Origin of the sequence: Asticcacaulis benevestitus DSM 16100 = ATCC BAA-896, from assembly GCF_000376105.1 — a bacterium.
GTDB lineage: Bacteria > Pseudomonadota > Alphaproteobacteria > Caulobacterales > Caulobacteraceae > Asticcacaulis > Asticcacaulis benevestitus.
Map to the genome: position 1 here is coordinate 71818 of NZ_AQWM01000007.1, position 20566 is coordinate 92383.

Consider the following 20566-nt stretch of genomic DNA (forward strand, 5'->3'; position numbering starts at 1 on the left):
GACGAGTCATGACCGCACATCCGTCACACACCCTGGTTTCACATTTGGCGCTGGCAATGATCGCCGCGCTCACCTTAAACGCCTGCGCCACGACGGGTAGCGGGAAGGTGGCCAAACTTGATGACCCTGTCCTGGCCACCGAGCAGTTCCCGCTGCAGGCCCAGTCGATGACCAAGTCGATCAGCCTGCGCATTAATCCAAATGGCCTGTCCGCCAACCAGCGCACGGCGCTGGATCTGGTGGCCGCCAAGGCCAACTGGATCAACGGCGAGCCGGTCAATGTCGAGATTGTCACCAGCAGCGACCCGCGTGCCATATCGACCGGACGCATGATCAGTGGTTATCTTTCTGATCGCGCCGTCAGCGACGACACTCTGAGTCAGGTCAGTCTTCAGGAACAACCGGCTGATATCGTCACCATCAACACGGTCTATTACCGGGCGCGCACCTATGCCTGTAATGAGACGTGGGAAAACATCACTGCCACGCGCGATAACAAGCCCTATAAGAACTTCGGCTGCGCGATCAATTCCAACATGGCTGCCATGATCGCCGATCCACGTGATCTTGACCATCCTGCGACGGCGACAGCCGTCGATACGACACGCAAGGCGGACGTTATCACCAAGTACCAAAAGGGTGAAAAGACATCTTCAGCGACCGATGATGGCGCCAAGGGATCAATCTCCAACGCTATCAAATAGGTCGCTATTCGCTTACCTGCCGTAAAACCGGCTCTGTTAAAATTACTGGCAAACAAGGCAACCCATGGCAAACCCCGCCAAACATAACGATCCGTTCGACAGCCTGGATGATCTGGACGACGAGTTCGTCGATTACAAGGCCAAGATGGCTGTCGAGGACGACTTCGCCAGCCTGGATAATCCTTATGCGGCGGATGCCCCTGCGCGTGATCCTTTCGCTGATGATTTCGACGAGCCCGATGCTTTCGACGCGCCGGCGCAACGCCAGGCGTTCACGCCACCGCCACAACGCGAATCGACACCGCGCGATCTTGCTCAAAGGGATCTCGGTCTTCACGCCGCCATGGCCAGTCATGAGGATATCGGCGCGATTTCGATTCCGCGCATCGCCATCCATTTCTTCCCGGATAATGAAACCTCGCTGGCCGCTTGCGATACGGCAGCGCTGGATCGCCGCATGTCACGCGCCCAGTGCCTCGTCAAGCGCGGCGGCATCATGGAAGCCATCGAAACCTATCGCCATGAACCGACGCCGTCACTGATCTTTGTCGAAAGCAAAGCCCATGGCCGCGACCTGCTCGACCAGCTTGGACAACTTGCCGAAGTCTGCGACGCCAATACCAAGGTGGTCGTGGTCGGGGCGCATAACGACATTTCCCTTTATCGGGAATTGATTCGCCAGGGCGTAAGCGAATATATGGTCAGCCCGGTCCAGCCGATGCAACTGATCAAGACGATTGCTGGCCTGTTCAACGATCCGGAAACACCGTTTGTTGGCCGCACCATCGCCTTTGTCGGCGCGCGCGGCGGCGCGGGCTCATCGTCGATCGCGCACAACTTCGCCTATAACCTGTCCGAACACATGCAGTCGAACACGGTCATCGTCGATTATGATCTGCCGTTCGGCACCGCTGGCCTCGATTTCAACCAGGACCCGCTGCAGGGTATGGCCGACGCACTCAACGAGCCCGACCGCCTCGACAGCGTTCTGCTCGACCGCATGCTGACCAAGTGCACCGAGCGCCTGTCGCTGTTCTCCTCGCCGGCAGCGCTTGATCAGGACTATACCGCCGATCAGGAAACCTATGACGAGGTGACGCGCAAGATTCGCTCCGCCGCCCCTTTTATCGTCATGGACCTGCCACACGTCTGGACGCCGTGGCTGAAGTCAAACCTGATCGCTGCCGACGTGGTGGTGATCGTGGCGACACCTGACCTTGCGTCCTTGCGCAACGCCAAGAACATCATCGACCTGCTCAAACCGTACCGTCCGAATGACTCGGCGCCAAAACTGGTGCTGAACCAGATGGATATGCCAGGCCGCCCGGAAATTCCGGTCAAGGATTTCACCGCAGCACTTGGTGTTGAGCCCGCCGCCCTTATCCCCTTTGACGCCAAACTCTTCGGTCAGGCCTCCAATAACGGCCAGATGATCGCGGAATGCGGCCCCACCAGCAAGGTGGCCGAAAGCCTGGTGCAACTGACCTCGCATATCTCTGGCCGTAACCCGGAACCGAAGACCAAGAAGTCCTCATCGTTCCTGGCCAACCTGTTCAAGAAGTAAGGCACACACAACGTGTTTGGCAAACGTCCGACGGCACAAGAGAATCGGAGCTTAAGCTCCAAACCCGCCCCCCCAGCGGCCGCCCCAGCTTCCGGCGGTTCGCAGACGGCGGGCATGAGTGCGCCCGGATTTCAGGACGCTGCCCGTGGCGCCGAAGAGCGCGCACAGGCCCTGAGCAAGAAAAGCGGCGGCGCACCACCACCCGCTTCTGCGAATTCTGATATCGCCACCCGTCCTCAGACCCTTGACGGCAAGGCGTCAGCCCAGAATACCGGCACCCTCCGCACCGCCCTGCCCGAACTCAGCCAGGAAAAGCGCGTCGGTGGCAGCAACAAGGCTGCAGCAGCCCCCGCAGCCGCCAAGGCTAAGCTGGCCCAGGGCCTTGAGCAGATGAACCAGGCGCAGGCGGTCACCGAGATCGTCCGCGAACAGTCAGACTATTATCACGCCACCAAGACCGCGATCTTCAACGCCCTTTTGAACACCATTGATCTGAGCCAGTTGGCCTCGCTCGATCATAAGGCGGCTTCGGAAGAAATCCGCGATATCGTTGCCGAACTGGTGGCGATCAAGAACGTATCGATGTCGGTGGTCGAACAGGACAACCTGGTTCAGGACATCATCAACGATGTGCTGGGTTATGGCCCGCTGGAGCCCCTGCTGGCGCGCGACGATATCGCCGACATCATGGTCAATGGCGCATCGCGTGTCTTCATCGAAGTCGGCGGCAAGGTGCAACTCACCAATGTCCGCTTCCGCGATAACCAGCAGCTTATGAACATCTGCCAGCGCATCGTCAGCCAGGTCGGCCGCCGCGTCGATGAAAGCTCACCGGTCTGCGACGCCCGCTTACCCGATGGTTCGCGCGTCAACGTTATCGCCCCCCCGCTGGCGCTCGATGGCCCTACGCTCACCATTCGTAAGTTTAAAAAAGACAAGCTCACCATGCGCAACCTGGTGGAGTTCGGCTCCATCAGCCCCGAAGGTGCGCGTGTGCTCGGCGTTATCGGCGCCTCGCGCTGTAATATCCTGATTTCGGGCGGTACGGGCTCCGGCAAGACCACCCTTCTCAACACCCTCACGGCCTTTATCGACCCGACAGAGCGCGTCATCACCTGTGAAGACGCCGCCGAACTGCAACTTCAGCAGCCGCATGTCGTCCGCCTGGAAACGCGCCCGCCCAACCTTGAAGGCCAGGGCACGATCACCATGCGCGATCTGGTCAAGAACTGTCTGCGTATGCGCCCCGAACGTATCATCGTCGGCGAAGTCCGCGGACCGGAAGCCTTCGACCTGCTGCAGGCCATGAACACGGGCCACGATGGCTCGATGGGCACGCTCCACGCCAACTCGCCGCGCGAAGCCGTGTCGCGTCTGGAATCGATGATCACCATGGGGGGCTACGGTTTGCCGTCGCGCACCATCCGCGAAATGATCGTTGGTTCGATCGACATCATCGTTCAGGCCGCCCGCCTGCGTGATGGTTCGCGCCGCATCACCCACGTCACCGAAGTGCTGGGCCTCGAAGGCGATGTGATCGTGACCCAGGATCTCTTTATCTACGAGATGGAAGGCGAAGACAAGCAAGGCAAGATCATCGGTCGTCACCGCTCCACCGGCATTGGTCGCCCGCGCTTCTGGGACCGCGCCAAGTATTACGGCCTTGAGCGCGAACTGGCGGAGGCCCTCGATGCCAGCGAATAAGCCAGAACGTCCTGAGCCCTCGACCGCGCGAAGCGCTCCGGGCTCCCAATCGCGCTCAAGCAGCGCCAGCGGGAGCGTGCTCACATGTTAACGACCCTCCTGATCGCCTTTCTGGGCTTTGTGATCATCGCCAGCCTCGGCTTCGCCTTTACCGGCGGCGGCAGTGGCGGCGGCTCAGCCGCGCTCACCAAGCGCACACAAACCATTGGCCTTGGCACCAATACGCGCACCAAACGTCAGAAGAATGCCGCCAAGACACCGGAAGAACGCCGCAAGCAGATCACCGAACAGCTTAAAGAGGCTGAAAAGCGTGAGCGCAAGGCGCGTCTGACCCTGCGCGCCCGCATGCTGCATGCCGGTCTGACGCCCAACACGACGCAGTTCTGGATCTACAGCGGCATTGTCGGCGCTGTCGCCTTTGTCATTCCCCTCCTGTTACTCAATCAGATGCCGTTCCTTGGCCGCCTTGGCGTTGCTGCGGGCGCTGCTGCGGTCGGCTGCTACGGCCTGCCGCGTTGGGTGCTGGGCTTTATGGCAGCCGGTCGCATCAAAAAATTCACCGAAGAATTTCCCAATGCCATGGACATTATCGTGCGCGGTATCAAGTCCGGCCTGCCGGTCAATGACGGCCTGAAACTGGTCGCCAAGGAATGCGCGGCACCGCTCGGTCCTGAGTTCCAGCGGCTGATTGAAAACGTCGCCGTCGGCATGTCGCTGGATGGCGCGCTGGAAAAAATGAGCGAGCACATGCCCGCACCGGAACTGCGCTTTTTCACCATCGTCATTGCGATTCAAGCCAAGACAGGTGGCAACCTGTCCGAAGCCCTGGGCAATTTGTCGACCGTGCTGCGCGCCCGCAAGATGATGCGTGAAAAGATCAAGGCGCTGTCGTCAGAAGCCATTGCCTCGGCCTCGATCATCGGCGTTTTGCCTCCGGGTGTGGGCGCCATGATCTCGATCACACGACCGACTTACCTCGCCATCATGTTCACGGATGTGCGTGGTCAGTTGATGCTGCTGGGCGGCGCTTTATGGATGTTCTTCGGCATCATGATGATGCGCAAAATGATCAACTTCAAGTTCTAGGGAAGGCCGCACATGCAGGATTTCGCCGCCTTTGTCATGAACCCCAGCAACCTGATCGCCGGTGGCGTGGCGTTGCTCGTTTTCTTTACGGTCGTCACGCTTGGCCAGAGCCTGATGTCGGGGGAGCAACTCGACAAGCGCATGAAGGCGGTGGCCACCCGCCGCGATGAACTGCGCCGCCTGTCGCGACAAGGTGTGGCGGCCGGCAGTCATGGCCTGCGTCATACCGACACCAGCCCTTACCGCGCTCTCGTCGAAAAGCTGAACCTGAAAAAGCTGCTGGAAGATCCGAAGGTGGTCGATAACCTGGCCATGGCAGGCTATCGCGGCCCTAAGCCGGTCTCGACCTTTTATTTCTTTCGCCTTGCCATGCCGTTCGTTCTGGGCGCCGTCGCCGCGTTTGAAATGTTCATTGTCGATGTCGGGCATTACTCTTTTCAGATCAAGATGCTGATCACCGTTGGCGCCTTTGTGGCCGGCTATTACGCCCCCAACATCTACATCAAAAACAAGGCCAGCAAGCGGCGCCTTTCCATCATGTCCGCCTTCCCGGACTCGCTGGACCTGCTGCTGATCTCGGTTGAGGCCGGCATGTCGATCGAAACGGCCCTGCAAAAGGTCGCTGCGGAAATGGGCCCTTCGTCCATAGAACTGGCGGAGGAACTTTCGCTTCTGGTTGCAGAACTGTCCTATTTGCCGGAACGCCGCCAGGCCTATGACGGCCTTGCCAAGCGCACCAATCACCCCGGCATCAAGGCGGTCTGCACCGCCATGATCCAGGCGGAAAAATACGGCACGCCACTTGGCACCGCCCTGCGCGTCATGGCCAAGGAAAACCGCGAGATGCGCCTGTCCGCCGCCGAAAAGAAGGCCGCCGCCCTGCCGGCGCAGCTTACCGTCCCCATGATCGTCTTCTTCCTGCCCGTTCTGTTCCTGGTTATCCTGGGGCCGGTTATCCTGCGCATCGGTGACATGCAGAAAAAGGATTCATCAACGCCCATCGTCAATGTAAAGCCGACTGAAAAGTAGCCGAGGCAGACTACGCCTTGTTATTTGGTCGACGTTTCAGCGGTGATATTTTCCTAATAGGGCTTGGCGCAAAAAAAAAGGTGGAGAGCCTGAGCTCACCACCTTAATTTCTTAAAGTATCAGAAAATTCAGCCTATTGACAGGCGAGGCACTCTTCATAGTCCGTCTTCGGCGTGCTCATGATGTCCGCGGCGATCGCATTCTGATCAACCGCTTCCGAGCCGGCGAAGGCCGCGCGCTGCACCGACTTTGAGCGCAGGTAATAGAGCGATTTCACGCCCTGTTCCCAGGCGGTCCAGTGCAGCATGTGGAGATCCCACTTATCGACGTCGCCGGGCAGGAAGACGTTCAGCGACTGCGACTGGCAGATTTCCGGCGTGCGATCGGCAGCCAGTTCGATAACCCAGCGCTGGTCGAGTTCGAACGCGGTCTTGAACACGCCCTTTTCACCTTCGTCGAGGAAATCGAGGTGCTGGACCGAACCTTCGTGCTCGACGATCGAGTTCCAGATATCGGTGGTGTTCTGGCCCTTGTCTTCGAGCAGCTTGACCAGATACGGGTTCTTGACGGCGAAGGAGCCTGACAGGGTCTTGTGGGTATAGATATTGGCCGGGATCGGCTCGATGCCGGCAGAGGTGCCGCCGCAGATGATCGAGATCGAAGCGGTTGGGGCGATGGCCAGCTTGTGCGAGAAGCGCTCCATGACGCCACGCTCGGCGGCATCCTCGCAAGGGCCACGCTCTTCGGCCAGCTTGACCGAGGCCTTGTCGGCTTCGCGGCGCAGGTGCTTGAAGAGGCGCATGTTCCACGATTTGGCCATGGCCGATTCAAACGCCACATTCTGCGATTGCAGGAAGGAATGGAAGCCCATCAGGCCGAGGCCGACCGAACGCTCACGGATGGCGGAATAGACGGCGTTATCCATCGAACCCGGCGCGCACTGGATGAAATCTTCCAGCACGTTATCGAGGAAGCGCATGATGTCTTCGATGAAGCCCGGCTGATCGCGCCATTCCAGGAAGGTCTCGGCATTGACCGACGACAGGCAGCACACGGCGGTGCGGTCCTTGCCGAGGTGATCGACGCCGGTGTGCAGCATGATTTCCGAGCACAGGTTCGACTGACGGACCTTCAGGCCCAGTTCGCGCTGGTGCGCCGGCATAGCGCGGTTGACCGTATCGGAGAAGATCAGATAGGGCTCGCCGGTTTGCAGACGGATCTCGAGGATCTTCTGCCACAACGAGCGGGCATCGATGAAGCGCACGATTTCGTCGTTCTTGGGCGAACGCAGGCCGAACGGCGTACCGTCGCGCACGGCTTCCATGAACTCGTCGGTGATGCCAATGCCGTGGTGGAGATTCAGCGATTTGCGATTGAAGTCGCCCGAAGCCTTGCGGATTTCGAGGAACTCTTCGATTTCAGGGTGGAAGACGTCGATGTAGACGGCGGCCGAACCGCGGCGAAGCGAACCTTGCGAAATGGCGAGGGTCAGCGAATCCATGACGCGGATGAAGGGGATGATACCGGAGGTCTGACCGGCGCCCTTGACCTTTTCACCGATCGAGCGGACGCCGCCCCAGTAGGTGCCGATGCCGCCGCCGTTCGAGGCAAGAGCAACGTTTTCGTTCCAGATCGACACGATGCCTTCGAGATTATCGGGCACGGCGTTGAGGAAGCAGGAGATGGGCAGGCCGCGCTTGGCGCCGCCATTCGAGAGAACGGGCGTGGCGGGCATGAACCACAGGCGCGAGATGTAGTCGTAGATGCGCTGGGCATGGTCGGCATCGTCGGCATAGGTGGTGGCGACGCGGGCAAACATGTCCTGATAGGTTTCGCCCGGCATCAGATAACGGTCGTCGAGCGTGGTCTTGCCAAAATCGGTCAGCAGCGAATCGCGCGCAGGGTCGGTGACGACCTTGGTGACCAGCTTGAACTCCGTGCGCTCCTTCGGGCGGACCGCCATGCGGTGGGAGTTGGAGGCACCTGTTTCACGCTTGACTGCTTCGTTCGCTGACATCGTCTACTAAACCCTTAAATCTCAAAATCGCTCCGTACCCGGAGACTACCCATATGGGAGACGCGAACAACTATATCTAGTGTGTGCGCCGCCCCGCCCGTCTATATAAGGGGCCATAGGCCAGAGTTTTCGTCAAGGATCAAGTCGATGTTTTGGCGAACTTTTTCGTTAATGAGGGGTTAAAATTCCGCTTTCCCTATACCGCTCAAGGGCTTGTATCGGTGCGACACTTTTTCGCCTCAATCACGATTCCTGTGCAAGAATCGTGGACGGCGTTTCGGACAGATAGCGGTCAAGTTTATTGTGCCGGTCAACGAGCACAACACTGGGGATAATCGGTGTGTCGGTCAGCTCAAAACCCATGATGATGATCTGTTCCGACTCATTGATCAGGTGCGCCGCCGCCCCGTTCATGGCGATAGTGCCCGAACCGCGTTCGCCGGTGATGACATAGGTCTCGAGACGGTGGCCCGATGTGTTGGAGACCACCAGCACGCGCTCGCCTTCCCATAGTCCCACGGCATCCATCAGGTCTTCGTCGATGGTGATCGAGCCGATATAGGCCAGGTTGGCCTCGGTGACATAAGCGTTATGGATCTTGGAGCGGAGAACGTGACGCATGCGGAATACTCACAAAAGGAAGGGGGCTGCCTCTTTACGTTTGTTAGCCGGCGCCGTCCACCCGGAAGACAGATGCAGCGATCAGTCGCCCCACAAATCCGTGACGTCGCCCTTGCGGTTGAGCATATGGACAGCGCGTTTGATCACGGTCAGGACATTCTCGATGCGCGCGTCATTCTCATAGGTCAGCGCGGCGCGGTGCATACCGTCTAGCGCGAAACGCGCCAGATCGCGGCTGGCCTGAAAGCGTGCATCGTTGCCGGCCATGATGAAGCCCGGCGTGGCGCGCCCCATGGCGGCGTTATCGAAGGCTTCCTGCGCCGGGCGGATAGCCTTGGCGACATCGACATCCTGACGCGCGGCGCGCTCTAACGCCAGGAAGGCTGCAAACGGCACCGAACTAAGCAAGCGCCAATAGGCCTCTATCGCGCCATCGAGCGCGTCCTGATCGGGCTTCAGTTTCTTGGCCTCGGCCTCAAAAGCGACTTCACGCGCCGCATGGATATGCCAGGCGGCGGCTTCGACCAGATCTTCACGGGTAGGGAAGTGATACAGCATGGCGCCACGGGTCAGACCGCAGGCCTCGGCGATGGCGGCATTGCCGGCACGATCATACCCCAGCTCGGCAAACAGGCGCATCGCCGTTTCCAGAATTTGCACGCGGGTGCGCCGCGATTTGGGCGTATCCTTGGCGCCGCCATCTTTGACAGGGGCGGCTTTATCCCGCAGTTGCGTAGGCTTGGGTCGGTCGGTCATCGTGCTTTCATTACGCCCTGTTTCACGCCGTTTGTTCTGATAGACGTAAAGGTCGGCATTCCTGACTTAAAAATAAAGGATTTTCATCCTTTCAGCAAGGCGCAACCGAAAAATGACTTCGCAATTCGTACACCCTGAACGTTTTGTGCATCGCAAAAAGCGAATCCCGCAAGGCAACTTGCGCAAAGGCTGTGTCCTTATATGTGGCGCTTGCCAAGCCTCAATGAAATAGGGCATGGAGATTTAAAGCTATCATCACGCCTAAGGGACTATGAATTTGCGTATCTTGCTGGCAACCGACGCATGGGAACCTCAGGTCAATGGCGTGGTGACGACGTTGCGCCGCACCATCGAGGAATGTGAAAAGCTCGGTCATGAGTTCCACATCATCGACTATAACCAATTCAAGACCGTGTCATGGCCTGATTATCCCGAGGTCAAGCTGGCGCTTGGCTGCTATGAGGAAGTGCGCGGCATCATGCTCGATTATGAGCCCGACGCCATACATATCGCCACCGAAGGCTTCGTCGGTCTGGCGGCACGGCGCGTCTGCCAGGAATTCAAGCTGCCCTTCACCACCAGCTATCATACCAAGTTTCCCGAATATGTCAGTGCCCGCCTGCCGGTGCCCCTGAGCGTCGGCTATGCCTTCATGCGCTGGTTCCACAAGCCGTCGGGCCGCGTGATGGTGGCGACGCCAACCCTGCAAAAGGATCTGGAAGCGCGCGGCTTCGTCAATATCTCGCCGTGGACGCGCGGTGTCGATACCGAGATGTTCCGTCCTGGCCTTGAGCCAATCAATGGCGACCTGCCGCGCCCGATCATGACCTATGTCGGCCGCATCGCCATCGAAAAGAACCTGGAAGCCTTCCTCAAGCTCGACATGCCCGGCACCAAGGTGCTGGTCGGCAAGGGGCCGCAACTGGAAGAACTGAAGGAAAAGTACCCTGATGCCGTTTTCGCCGGTCCGCAGTTCGGCGATGATCTGGCGCGCTACTATTGCGATTCCGACGTCTTCGTCTTCCCGTCGCTGACCGACACCTTCGGCCTGGTGATCACAGAGGCCATGGCTACCGGCACGCCGGTCGCGGCCTTCCCGGCGCACGGCCCCATCGATATCATTCCTGGCTCCGGCGCCGGCGCGATCAATGATGACCTGAAAGTCGCCATCGAAGAAGCGCTCAAGATCGATCGCAAGAACGTGCGGGCCTATGCCGAGAAGTTCTCGTGGCGGGCCTGCGCAGAAGAGTTCCTGCGCAATCTCGAACCCTATCCCGAACCGGCCAAAACGAAACTTTGGACCAAGCTGCGCCAACTTCCGCGCAAGATGCGTCGCAAGAAAAAAGAAACGGCCTGATTTAATGTCTTGCCTCGAAGGGATTCGAGCGGGCCTTGGCGGTTATTTTGCCGAACTGGCCGGCGCTTCCGGATCTGCCAGCAGTTGCGGCGCCGTTTTGGCGTCGAGCGCTCGCTGTTCGGCCTGAATATCGCTGAGGTTTTGGCGCGCCGTCTCAATGTCATGCGCCTTGCCGCCACGTTCAGCCTTCATAAGCTCAACCGACGCCCGCATCAGCCGGATGGGTACGAAATGGCCATCATCTTCCGGCGAGAAGCCCGCAAAACCCAGCCGGCTCAGCACGGCGCGCTGACGATCACCTTCCGCACCCGGCGCACGACCGTAGCTCAGGAAAAACGAGCGCAGCTTTTCCTTGGTAACCGGATCGAGATCCTCACGATAGATCAGCACGTCTTCCGCCAAAGGCTCGGAGGCCCATATCACCTTGAGCTTTTTAAAGGTTTCCGCGTCGCCTTGCTGCACCTTGAGCAGGTGGGCGGAATCGATGGCAGCGGCACTGAGGGTCCCCTTGAGCACCCCGGCGATCGCCTTGTCCGGCCCCGTCTCACGGGTCGCTTTGAAGCAGGTTTCAGGATCGACCTTGGCAGGTTGAAACAGAGTATACAGCGGCGTATCGAAGGTCGAGGGCGTATCGCCCAGGGCCAGGCTCAGGCGCTTGTCGCACTTCAAAAGGTCGGCAGGGGTGAGTTTCGATTCCACCGGCACGATGATCAGGCTTTGCAGCGCATCGACGCCTTCGACTGCGGCGAACACCTCGCCATGTTCCTGCGTCACCGCCTCGGCGCCCGACAGGTTTTCAAACCAGCCGGCCTGCACCTTACGGCCCTGAAAGGCGCCGCGTTGCGCCTCATAATCATCGGCATAGACGGCCTTGATGGTCAGGCCGGTCTGTTTGGCCAGATCGGCCAGCAACGGCGCCCAACGCGCCTCGGTCTCGGCCTTGGTCTCTGGCGTTTTTTCAGCGGTCGGGATGGAAAAGCCAATTTCGGAACGGGCCGTAATGCCGTTGCCAAAGCGCTCACAGGCCGGCAAGGCCAGCAGCGCGGCCATGCCGCACAGCCCGGCCACGCACGCCTTGCGTGATAAAGCTTTCACACTCGTTGCCCGATTTGGCATTGCCAGATTTGGTTCCCAAATACCACCCATCGAAATCATATGGGGGATTTCAGGGGCTTGGCAACCGCTTTGGTGTCGCAGGCGACATTTATCAGGGTTCGACAGCGTCCAGTATGACGTCACTGATCAGCTTATCGCTGATGACGTGCGGATTCCGGACGCCATAATTGGTGGTCGTGATTGTGATGACCATATCCAGATCCGGAATAGCGACCACCTTGTTGCCTCCGGTGCCGGCCATCTGCCATGACGGATGTGACACGCCCTTATGGGCATAGGGATAAAGCCACAAAAGATAACCATAGTTGCGCGTATCATCGACCTGAGCCTGCGGCGAAACCGATGCCTTCACCCAGGCGGCAGGAATAATCTGCTGCCCGCCCCATGTGCCGCCATTGGCATAAAGCTGACCGAGCTTGAGCAGGTCACGGCTTTTCAAGCCCAGTCCGCCACCACCTTGCGCCTGCCCCAGCGGTGAAAACTGCCATTCCGCAGTCTCAATGCCCAAGGGCGCGAACAAAACCTTGCGGGCATAATCGGGCAAGGGGGTTTTGGTGGCGCGCTGGATAACGGCGCCAAGCGTGGTAACGCCCGCCGTGCAATAGGCAAAGGACCTGCCGTACGGCGACTCCGCCGGCTTTGGCACCCAGGCGGGAAACCCCTTGACCGGCAAATCGAGATAGAACTTCACCCAATCCTCGATCAGGTACATGCGCTCCTCATTGCCGCGTGAAAACTGGTTTTCATCGTCGCATTCCAGCAGGGAACTCATGGTCAGCAGATCCTCAACCGTGATCTTGCCTTTTCGCGGGTCAGCATTTTCCAGGGGCTGCTTATCGGCCAGATAGGGCAGGATCGGCGTGGTGATCGCGGGAATGTCGCCGCGCGCTATGGCCGCGCCGGCCAGCATCCCGGTCACTGTCTTGGTAGCGGAGCGGGTGTTGCGCACACCATCCGCACCCCGATCATCGTAGTAGTCCTCAAAAACAAGCTGGCCATGGCGGGCAATCAGCACGCTTGTAATCTGCTGATAGTCACCCTTGCGGATGGCGGCCGACATGGCCGCCAGCTTATCGGGCGACAAACCCTGCGAGGCGGGTGCGGCGACCGGCCAATCGTTTTTAGGGCTCTTGTTTTGAGCGGCGACCGGAGAGGACAATACAAACGACAAAGACAACACAGCGGCAAACAGACGGGACATAGATAACTCCGATGACAAGCCGCCCTTGTATACGGATGCCACGAGACAATCTTGGACGTTTGCAACCGGTTAGCGCGTCAGACGCTGGAATTGTGCCGGCGACATGCCCCAATGGGTGGCAAAGACGCGGTTAAGATGGCTCTGATCGCAGAAACCGGCAGCAAGTGCGATGTCGCTTAAGGGCGCCTTTCCGGTCATCATCAGGTGCGTAGCGCGATCAACCCTGCGGCGGCGCAAATCATCGCCCGGTGAGCAACCCAGCCAGCGACGATACTGCCGCGCCAGATAGACGCGATGGACGCCCGCCGCTTCGGCGACATCCGCCACGCCTATATCGTCGAAGGCGTGGTCGGCAATGAAGCTGCGCGCACCGTCAAGCCACGAGGGATAAAGGTTGGACAGCCTGTGAGGCTGTGCGGCCCCTGCGACCAGTTCCAGCGCCAAGGTTTCGAGATCGAGCCTTGTCGCGTCACCGCCGGCGGCGCGCAGAAGCCTCATCGTGGCGCGCAAAATCGCCATGTCGGAAAGGCCACGCGCATAGGTCGGAAGTGTAGCGTCGCTCGTCACCTCGGCCCACAGATCGCTATCGAAACTGAGGGCGAAAAACCAGTCCCGGCCCTCGTTGCCGGCGGCGAAACGATCACGATGAACGATATCCGGCGGATTATAGATCAGCACCGGTCCTTCATGATCGTCGCAATCGGCTGCGGTCGAGATATAACGGCCGCGCGTCGCCAGCACGAAGTGCGCGCCTTCGTGGCTGTGCTCCCTCACCTCATGCTCAGGAATGGTGGCGTTGATATGCGCCAGCCCAAGACCGGGCAACCTGCGCCCGAACGCGCTGGCGCCGTAAAAGTCTCCAGACTGAAAACCTGCCATACCATCCCCCTCCTAACTTTACGCAGTCGTGTACGCAGTTAGCCGTCAAAACCGGCTGCCACGCAACGCTCAATTTAGAGCGTTAAAGAGGATTTACCACGACTAGACATAAAGTTTAACATGCTGATTTAAATCAACATTAAATTATAACCATGCTACATATGGCCCTGTGGAAAACCATGCTGAAATTACCCCTTTACATCGGAAACTAAATCACTATTTTACGCCTCACTTCCGGCGGACCCCGAGTTCAAATGGTCCTGCCTCATTTCTTTCGCAAAGATGTTGTATCTTTAGAGAGATTGAGGCTCAGGCATCGCTGCTAACGCCGGTCTGGGTTTAACGTATCTAAGGGTGTGTCTGGTGGAAAACTACCAATCAGCCCTGGACCTGGTCCGCAAGCAGCCTCCGGAACGTCCCGTCGCCCTCGTGCGACGCGCGCCCGTAACAGTTGCCGCGCAATGGTTCAGAGCCAATTTTAAAGGCGATGTCTTCTATGCCGTGAAGGCCAATCCGTCCGTGTGGGTGCTTGAAACCCTGTGGGCCGCTGGCATTCGCTCGTTCGATGTCGCGTCGATTCAGGAAGTCGAGCTGGTTCGCTCGACGCTTCCCGCCGCGCGTCTGGCCTTCATGCACCCGGTCAAGAGCCGCGTCTCGATCGCGCGAGCTTATTTCGATTTCGGCGTTCGCACCTTTTCGCTCGATACGCATGAGGAACTGGCCAAGATCCTGGCCGCGACCAACAATGCCCGCGACCTCAACCTGATCGTACGCCTAGCCACCTCCGGCGAAGGCTCGAACCTGCCGCTGACCAACAAATTCGGCGCCCAGACGCATGAAGCGCCGTCGCTGCTGCTGGCCGCGCGCCAGGCCACGCAGGACCTGATGGGCATTTCGTTCCACGTCGGCTCTCAGTGCATGCGCCCGACCGCCTATGCCGCCGCCATGTCCGCCGCCTCGCGGTCGCTGGTGCGCGCAGGTGTCTTTGCCGATATTGTCGATGTCGGTGGCGGTTTCCCGTCGGTCTATCCCGGCATGGTGCCGCCGGCGCTGTCCGAATATATGGATGTCATCGATCGCGCCTTCAACGAGATGAAGGTGCACGAGACTACCGAGCTGTGGGCCGAACCCGGCCGCGCCTTGGTGGCAGAATCGACCTCAGTCCTGACCAAGGTCGAGTTGCGCAAGGGCGACGCCCTCTATCTCAACGATGGCTCCTACGGCAATCTGTTCGATGCCACCCACGCCAAGTGGCCCTTCCCGGTGCGCCTGCATCGCCCCGACGAAACGCATGATGACGAGCAACTGAAGCCCTTCCGCTTCTATGGCCCGACCTGCGATTCCATCGATTCCATGCCCGGCCCGTTCTGGCTGCCGGCTGACGTCAATGAAGGCGATTATGTCGAAATCGGCATGCTCGGCGCCTATGGCGTCACCATGGGCACGCGCTTCAATGGCTATGGCGAAACCGAAACCGTCTTCCTCGATGACGCGCCGATGGCGTCGCTATTCGGCCTCGGCCCCCGCAGCGTCAACAATCCTCGCTCGGTCTTCGATACCGAAGACAACAAGGTCGTCCGCCTGAACCGTCCGAAGGGCGGCAAGCGCGGCAAAAAGCGCGTCAAGGCCAAGGCTTGATTCATTCCTACGAACCGTCGAAGGGTCATGGTTTGCGCCATGACCCTTTTAACGCGATTGTCGGGCCGCGCCCGATCGGGTGGATATCGACGGTCAATGCCGAGGGGCAGCGCAATCTGGCGCCCTACAGCTTCTTCAATGCCTTCAACTACACACCGCCGATCATTGGCTTTTCTTCGACCAGCCTGAAGGATACGGCGCGCAATATACGCGATACTGGTGAGTTTGTCTGGAACCTGGCCACGAAAGACCTGGCCGAGGCGATGAATGCCTCATGCGCCATGGTGCCGCCGGAGGTGGATGAGTTCGATTTGGCTGGCCTGGAAGCCATACCGTCACACCGCGTCAAACCGCCCCGTGTGCGCTCAAGTCCCGTGAGCTTTGAATGCCGCCTGACCCAGCAATTTCCTCTGCTGGCGGCGGATGGCACAGAAACGCCCGCCGTCATGACCTTCGGTGAAGTGGTCTGCGTCCATATCGATGATCGCCTGCTTGACGATGGCGTCTATCAGACGATCGCCGCCGATCCGATCCTGCGCGGCGGTGGTCCCGGTGACTACTTCACCCTCTCCGAAGCCGCCAAATTCGTCATGCTGCGCCCGCTCTAAAATTTTCTGTCTGGCAGGACTTGAAACGTGTCAAATCATGTAACATATGAAGTTACATGAAACGGGACAGCAAACTTTCGGGCATTCTCCACGTGGTTCTCCACATGGCGAGCCTCGACACTCCAGTCACTTCCGAAAAGCTTGCGGCAATGATGGGCACCAACCCGGTGGTCGTCCGCCGCATCATGGCGGGCCTGCGCGAACGCGGCCTAGTCCACTCGGAAAAAGGCCATGGCGGCGGCTGGACCATCGCTCGCGATCTCGAAGACTTCACCATGGCCGATGTCTATGCCGCCGTCGGGGCGCCCGAGATCTTCGCGCTCGGTCACCGCAGCGAACAGCCGTTATGCCTGGTCGAACAGGCGGTCAATGCCGCCCTCGACGACGCTTTCGCCGAGGCCGAAGCGCTGCTGATGTCGCGCTTCGCCGGCGTCACACTCGGCGCTCTGGCCGCTGATTTCAGGCAGCGTCTAAAGACGCGGCACCAATCCGTTGAGGAGCAACATCATGATCTATGACGTCATCATCATCGGCGGCAGTTTTGCCGGTCTTTCCGCCGCCATGCAACTGGGGCGTGGCTGTCGCTCGGTCTGTGTGATCGATACCGGCCAGCCACGCAACCGTTTCGCCAAGCACTCACACGGCTTTTTTGCCCACGATGGTGACGCCCCCCTGGCCCTGATCGGCGCCGGACGCGACAATGTGGTTGCCTATCCCAATATCACCTTTATCGATGCGGAAGCGACAGATGTACGTGGTCAGAACGAAGGCTTTATTGTCAGCGCCGGAGACCAGGACATCCACAGTCGCAAACTGATCCTCGCCTTTGGCATCCGCGACAACCTGCCCGACATGGCGGGTCTGAGGGAGCGCTGGGGCACTTCGGTGCTTCATTGCCCCTATTGCCATGGTTATGAGTTCAAGGGGCGTCCGCTGGGCGTGCTGAGTACAACGGCCATGTCGGCCCATCAGGCCTTGATGATTCCCGAATGGGGACCAACCACTTTCTTCCTCAATGGCGGCGAGATGCCCGACAGCCAAACGCGGGCGCGACTGCAACAGCGGCAAGTGGTTATCGAACCGGGCCGCATCACCGGATTTACCGGCGAGGCGCCCAGCCTGACAGGCATTACGCTGGAAGACGGCCGGACGGTGCCGGTAGTCGCGCTCTATCTCGGCTCTCGTACCGAACTGAATAGCCCGATCGCTGAGAAACTGGGCTGCGTTTTGCAGGATGGCCTGTTCGGCCCTGTCGTCCAAATCGACACTATGGGCCAAACCAGCGTGGCCGGCGTGTATGCGGCGGGTGATATCGCCTACTCTGCCCATAACGCGACCTGGGCCACCTCATCTGGCGTGATGGCAGGCTCGGCGGCACACCGCTCCCTGATCTTTGATCCGCTCGACATGACGTTTTAAGCGGCCTATCCTTAAGCAGAAGGTCCTTTGCGGCGCGTCTGCGACGGTGTTTCGCCAAACAGATCGGCATAGTATTGCGCAAACCGTCCTGCGTGCGGAAAACCATGTGCCGCGGCCACATCGGCAATGGAGCGCTGATCACGTCCGTCACTCAGGGCCTCGCGCGTCATCTTGAGCCGGACGGTGCGCAGATAAGTGTGGGGCGTTACGTCCATATGGGTGCGGAAGCTGGTTTCCAGCGTACGGACACTGATATTGGCTGCCCTGGCCACCGCGTTCATGCTCGGATTGCTGCGCGCCTCGCGGTGCATGTAATCGCGCGCCACCCGCAGATAGTTCGGCACCGGATCGGCCTTGCCGGTCTTCATGCGTTCCGAATAACGATGCGGAATACTCTCCAGCAGCAGATGGCCGAAGGTCTCTGCCAGACGGTGCTGAAGCGTGCGCGACAGATCGCGGCTCTGGAAGGTGAAGGCATCCGAACACAGGGTCGCGATCAGGCGTGACAACACTTTTGCCTGGGGCGAAGACAAATCGATCACCGGCCCCAGATGCAGGTCGCGCTCAACCGGCAACTGAACGATATCGAAAAGGAAACGCTGCACCCAAGTGAAGCCGAGCTTGATGATATAGGCTTCACCGGTCTGGCCATCTGCGACGTGGCTGATATGGGTCTCGCCCAGAGGCTGGTAAATCATTGCCTTGCCGGGCATGACCTTCTGACTGTCGCCACCGCGCTTGAGCATCAGGTAGCCTTTGACCGGCATAATGATGACAAGATCCGAGGCGGAATCGGCCTGAATCTGCACGAAACCCGAGGTCGAGATCAGGCGCGCCATCAGGATATGTGGCTGGTGGTTATCGTCTTGTGACTTCAACACACCGAGATTCATCTGCCACTGAAAGTCAGGGGCGGCGCCGTCATGGGCGCAGTTCCACTTGAAAAAATTGCAGATGACATCCTGAAATTTATCGAAAGTATCGCCGACGCACTGCCATGTCTCGAGAGAATCCAGTGGGTTGCTTTCCATGGCGTCATCCCTCGTCACACGCACTCCGGCACGGTCCGGATGAGTCGGGTTCGGGAGTAAATCAAAAACTGTCATGTTAAAAGATGACCACTGTCCAATAATAAACGCGGAAATCCGCATTACGAAAAAATCGTTCTGAACAGTAAAATAATCCACAAAGTCAAAAACCTCAAAACTTATAGTGATTTAGAATTACCCGTACTTTTCAAAGTTATCCATAAACAGCATGGCTATATCCGGAATGCGCGCACAGTTGTTTGAGCGTTGCTGATGGGCTTAAATCGTCCTCACCGCCTTGTTATCACAAATGTTTCACGCGCCAGCGCTATTGTGGGCCACCTCGGCAAACGCCACATCAAATCCTTACAAAGCTGAATTGCCAAAGGCTTCGCTTTGGTCTATAGCCCGCCCCTTACTCATACCCTCCCCATCGCACCGTCTGGGGGATCAAGGGCGAATGACGGGCGTCCACCTTTATCCACCCCGATCCCGGGGCGCTTCTCAAAGGAACGCACAATGAGCGCTGATACCACCCCCCAATCCAACATGAAGGCATCGCTGCTGGCCGAAACGGTCGAGCATGTCGATATCACCTCGTATGACGCCCGTCCGATCATCGATTCGATGCGCAAGATGAGCTTCTCAAGCCGCGACACCGCCCGCGCGGCCGACATCTTCAACATGGCGCTTGAAGACAAGAGCTGCTCGCCCTGGCTGATCCTGGCCGGCTCCACCTCGGCCGGCGGCTGCATGCACGTCTACCGCGACATGGTGAAATTCGGCATGATCGACGCCGTGGTCGCCACCGGCGCCTCGATCGTTGACATGGACTTCTTTGAAGCCCTCGGTTTCAAGCACTATCAGGCCGCCGGTCCGGTGGACGACAACGTGCTGCGCGACAACTACATCGACCGCATCTACGACACCTATATCGATGAAGAAGAACTGCAGAACTGCGATCACACGATCCTGGAAATCTGCAACCGCCTTGAGCCGCGCGCCTATTCGTCGCGCGAATTCATCTGGGAAATGGGCAAGTGGCTCTCCGAGGGCAATGCCAAGAAGCCTGGCTCGCTGATCCAGACCGCCTATGAAGAAGGCGTGCCGATCTTCTGCCCGGCCTTCGTCGATTCGTCCGCCGGTTTCGGCCTGGTCAAGCACCAGAAGGAATGCATCAAGGCTGGCAAGCCTTACCTGATGATCGATGCCGTGGCCGATTTCCGCGAACTGACCGACATCAAGATCGCTGCCGGCACCACCGGACTGTTCATGGTCGGCGGCGGCGTGCCGAAGAACTTCGCGCAGGATACTGTTGTCTGCGCCGAAATCCTCGGCGTCGAAGCCGACATGCACAAATATGCCGTCCAGATCACCGTCGCCGATGTGCGTGACGGCGCCTGTTCGTCCTCCACCCTCAAAGAAGCCGCCTCGTGGGGCAAGGTCAACACCACCTACGAGCAGATGGTCTTCGCCGAAGCCACCACCGTTGTGCCGTTGATCGGTTCCGACGCTTATCACCGCGGTGCCTGGCAAGGCCGCAACAAGCCGCGCTGGGCCAAGCTTTTCGCTTGATCTTCGACTAGTAAAGCGGCGTTCAAGTAAATGTGAGCCGCTTTACGGCAAAAAACCGCGGATATGTTGTGCGCTGCACTAGCATTTTCCGCATGACGTATTAAGTAAGGGTTCAAGGCAGCTAGACGTCAAGGATTCGACGAAGCTTTCGTTAATCTTTTTGACCGATACTTGAGCCTGTAAGTTCGCCGCCGGGATCACCCCCCCCTCGAAACCGGCGGTATGCGACGGAGACCATTGCCCCCCAATGGTCTCCGTTTTGCG

The 20566-nt window shown here is 59.0% G+C and carries 18 protein-coding genes; 11 read left to right on the forward strand and 7 right to left on the reverse strand.

The features are described from left to right. The first annotated feature begins 8 nt into the window (after positions 1–8). The 5 genes from B060_RS0110520 (at position 9) to B060_RS0110540 (ending at position 6087) form a co-directional block, all read left to right on the forward strand. Positions 9–704, forward strand: a complete 696-nt coding sequence (locus B060_RS0110520) for a CpaD family pilus assembly protein (RefSeq protein WP_018081745.1) — start codon at positions 9–11, stop codon at positions 702–704. 64 nt (positions 705–768) lie between these two features. Continuing rightward, on the forward strand, positions 769–2268 hold the full coding sequence (locus B060_RS0110525; protein WP_018081746.1) for a CpaE/TadZ family protein: 1500 nt from the start codon (positions 769–771) through the stop codon (positions 2266–2268). Positions 2269–2382: 114 nt separating this feature from the next. Continuing rightward, positions 2383–3972: a TadA family conjugal transfer-associated ATPase gene (locus B060_RS0110530; protein ID WP_018081747.1), complete on the forward strand. Its 1590-nt coding sequence runs from the start codon at positions 2383–2385 to the stop codon at positions 3970–3972. Between the two features lie 84 nt (positions 3973–4056). Further along, positions 4057–5058 (forward strand): type II secretion system F family protein, encoded by a 1002-nt coding sequence (locus B060_RS0110535; RefSeq protein WP_018081748.1) that lies wholly within the window; start codon positions 4057–4059, stop codon positions 5056–5058. Positions 5059–5070: 12 nt separating this feature from the next. Further along, complete coding sequence (locus B060_RS0110540; RefSeq protein WP_018081749.1) at positions 5071–6087, forward strand: type II secretion system F family protein; 1017 nt, start codon at positions 5071–5073, stop codon at positions 6085–6087. A 133-nt stretch (positions 6088–6220) separates the two neighbouring features. Here the strand turns inward: B060_RS0110540 and B060_RS0110545 are convergent, their stop codons facing one another. The 3 genes from B060_RS0110545 to B060_RS0110555 form a co-directional block, all read right to left on the reverse strand. Next, positions 6221–8050 carry a ribonucleoside-diphosphate reductase subunit alpha gene (locus tag B060_RS0110545; protein WP_413783234.1) on the reverse strand — a complete coding sequence of 610 codons (1830 nt, stop codon included), beginning with the start codon at positions 8048–8050 and terminating at the stop codon, positions 6221–6223. A 297-nt stretch (positions 8051–8347) separates the two neighbouring features. Further along, positions 8348–8725 (reverse strand): aspartate 1-decarboxylase, encoded by a 378-nt coding sequence (panD, locus tag B060_RS0110550; protein ID WP_018081751.1) that lies wholly within the window; start codon positions 8723–8725, stop codon positions 8348–8350. 81 nt (positions 8726–8806) lie between these two features. Continuing rightward, positions 8807–9481 (reverse strand): TetR/AcrR family transcriptional regulator, encoded by a 675-nt coding sequence (locus B060_RS0110555; protein ID WP_018081752.1) that lies wholly within the window; start codon positions 9479–9481, stop codon positions 8807–8809. Between the two features lie 277 nt (positions 9482–9758). On the opposite strand from B060_RS0110555, the gene B060_RS0110560 reads away from it, so the two are divergent. After that, complete coding sequence (locus B060_RS0110560) at positions 9759–10838, forward strand: glycosyltransferase family 4 protein (RefSeq protein WP_026172743.1); 1080 nt, start codon at positions 9759–9761, stop codon at positions 10836–10838. 42 nt (positions 10839–10880) lie between these two features. Here the strand turns inward: B060_RS0110560 and phnD are convergent, their stop codons facing one another. The 3 genes from phnD to B060_RS24240 form a co-directional block, all read right to left on the reverse strand. Further along, complete coding sequence (gene phnD, locus B060_RS0110565) at positions 10881–11933, reverse strand: phosphate/phosphite/phosphonate ABC transporter substrate-binding protein (protein ID WP_026172744.1); 1053 nt, start codon at positions 11931–11933, stop codon at positions 10881–10883. Positions 11934–12045: 112 nt separating this feature from the next. After that, the gene (locus B060_RS0110570; protein WP_018081755.1) at positions 12046–13155 is read right to left on the reverse strand and encodes a serine hydrolase domain-containing protein; all 1110 of its coding nucleotides are present in this window, start codon (positions 13153–13155) and stop codon (positions 12046–12048) included. A 69-nt stretch (positions 13156–13224) separates the two neighbouring features. Further along, positions 13225–14034 (reverse strand): helix-turn-helix domain-containing protein, encoded by an 810-nt coding sequence (locus tag B060_RS24240; protein WP_018081756.1) that lies wholly within the window; start codon positions 14032–14034, stop codon positions 13225–13227. Between the two features lie 363 nt (positions 14035–14397). Here B060_RS24240 and B060_RS0110580 point away from each other — a divergent pair, with 363 nt between their 5' ends. Genes B060_RS0110580 through B060_RS0110595 form a run of 4 tightly spaced genes read left to right on the forward strand, consistent with a single transcriptional unit; the run spans position 14398 to position 17699 of the window. Beyond that, complete coding sequence (locus B060_RS0110580; RefSeq protein WP_018081757.1) at positions 14398–15672, forward strand: type III PLP-dependent enzyme; 1275 nt, start codon at positions 14398–14400, stop codon at positions 15670–15672. Positions 15673–15704: 32 nt separating this feature from the next. Beyond that, positions 15705–16280 (forward strand): flavin reductase family protein, encoded by a 576-nt coding sequence (locus tag B060_RS0110585; RefSeq protein WP_236621559.1) that lies wholly within the window; start codon positions 15705–15707, stop codon positions 16278–16280. Positions 16281–16336: 56 nt separating this feature from the next. Continuing rightward, positions 16337–16798, forward strand: coding sequence for an Rrf2 family transcriptional regulator (locus tag B060_RS0110590; protein ID WP_026172745.1), 462 nt, complete (start codon positions 16337–16339; stop codon positions 16796–16798). Next, positions 16788–17699: an NAD(P)/FAD-dependent oxidoreductase gene (locus tag B060_RS0110595; protein ID WP_018081760.1), complete on the forward strand. Its 912-nt coding sequence runs from the start codon at positions 16788–16790 to the stop codon at positions 17697–17699. Before B060_RS0110590 ends, B060_RS0110595 begins: the two co-directional genes overlap by 11 nt. A gap of 11 nt (positions 17700–17710) precedes the next feature. Here B060_RS0110595 and B060_RS0110600 read toward each other — a convergent pair whose 3' ends face one another. Further along, positions 17711–18730 (reverse strand): AraC family transcriptional regulator, encoded by a 1020-nt coding sequence (locus B060_RS0110600; protein WP_018081761.1) that lies wholly within the window; start codon positions 18728–18730, stop codon positions 17711–17713. Between the two features lie 516 nt (positions 18731–19246). Between B060_RS0110600 and B060_RS0110605 the strand changes: the two genes are divergently transcribed. Further along, positions 19247–20302, forward strand: a complete 1056-nt coding sequence (locus B060_RS0110605; protein WP_018081762.1) for a 1,9-bis(guanidino)-5-aza-nonane synthase — start codon at positions 19247–19249, stop codon at positions 20300–20302. Positions 20303–20566: the final 264 nt, after the last annotated feature.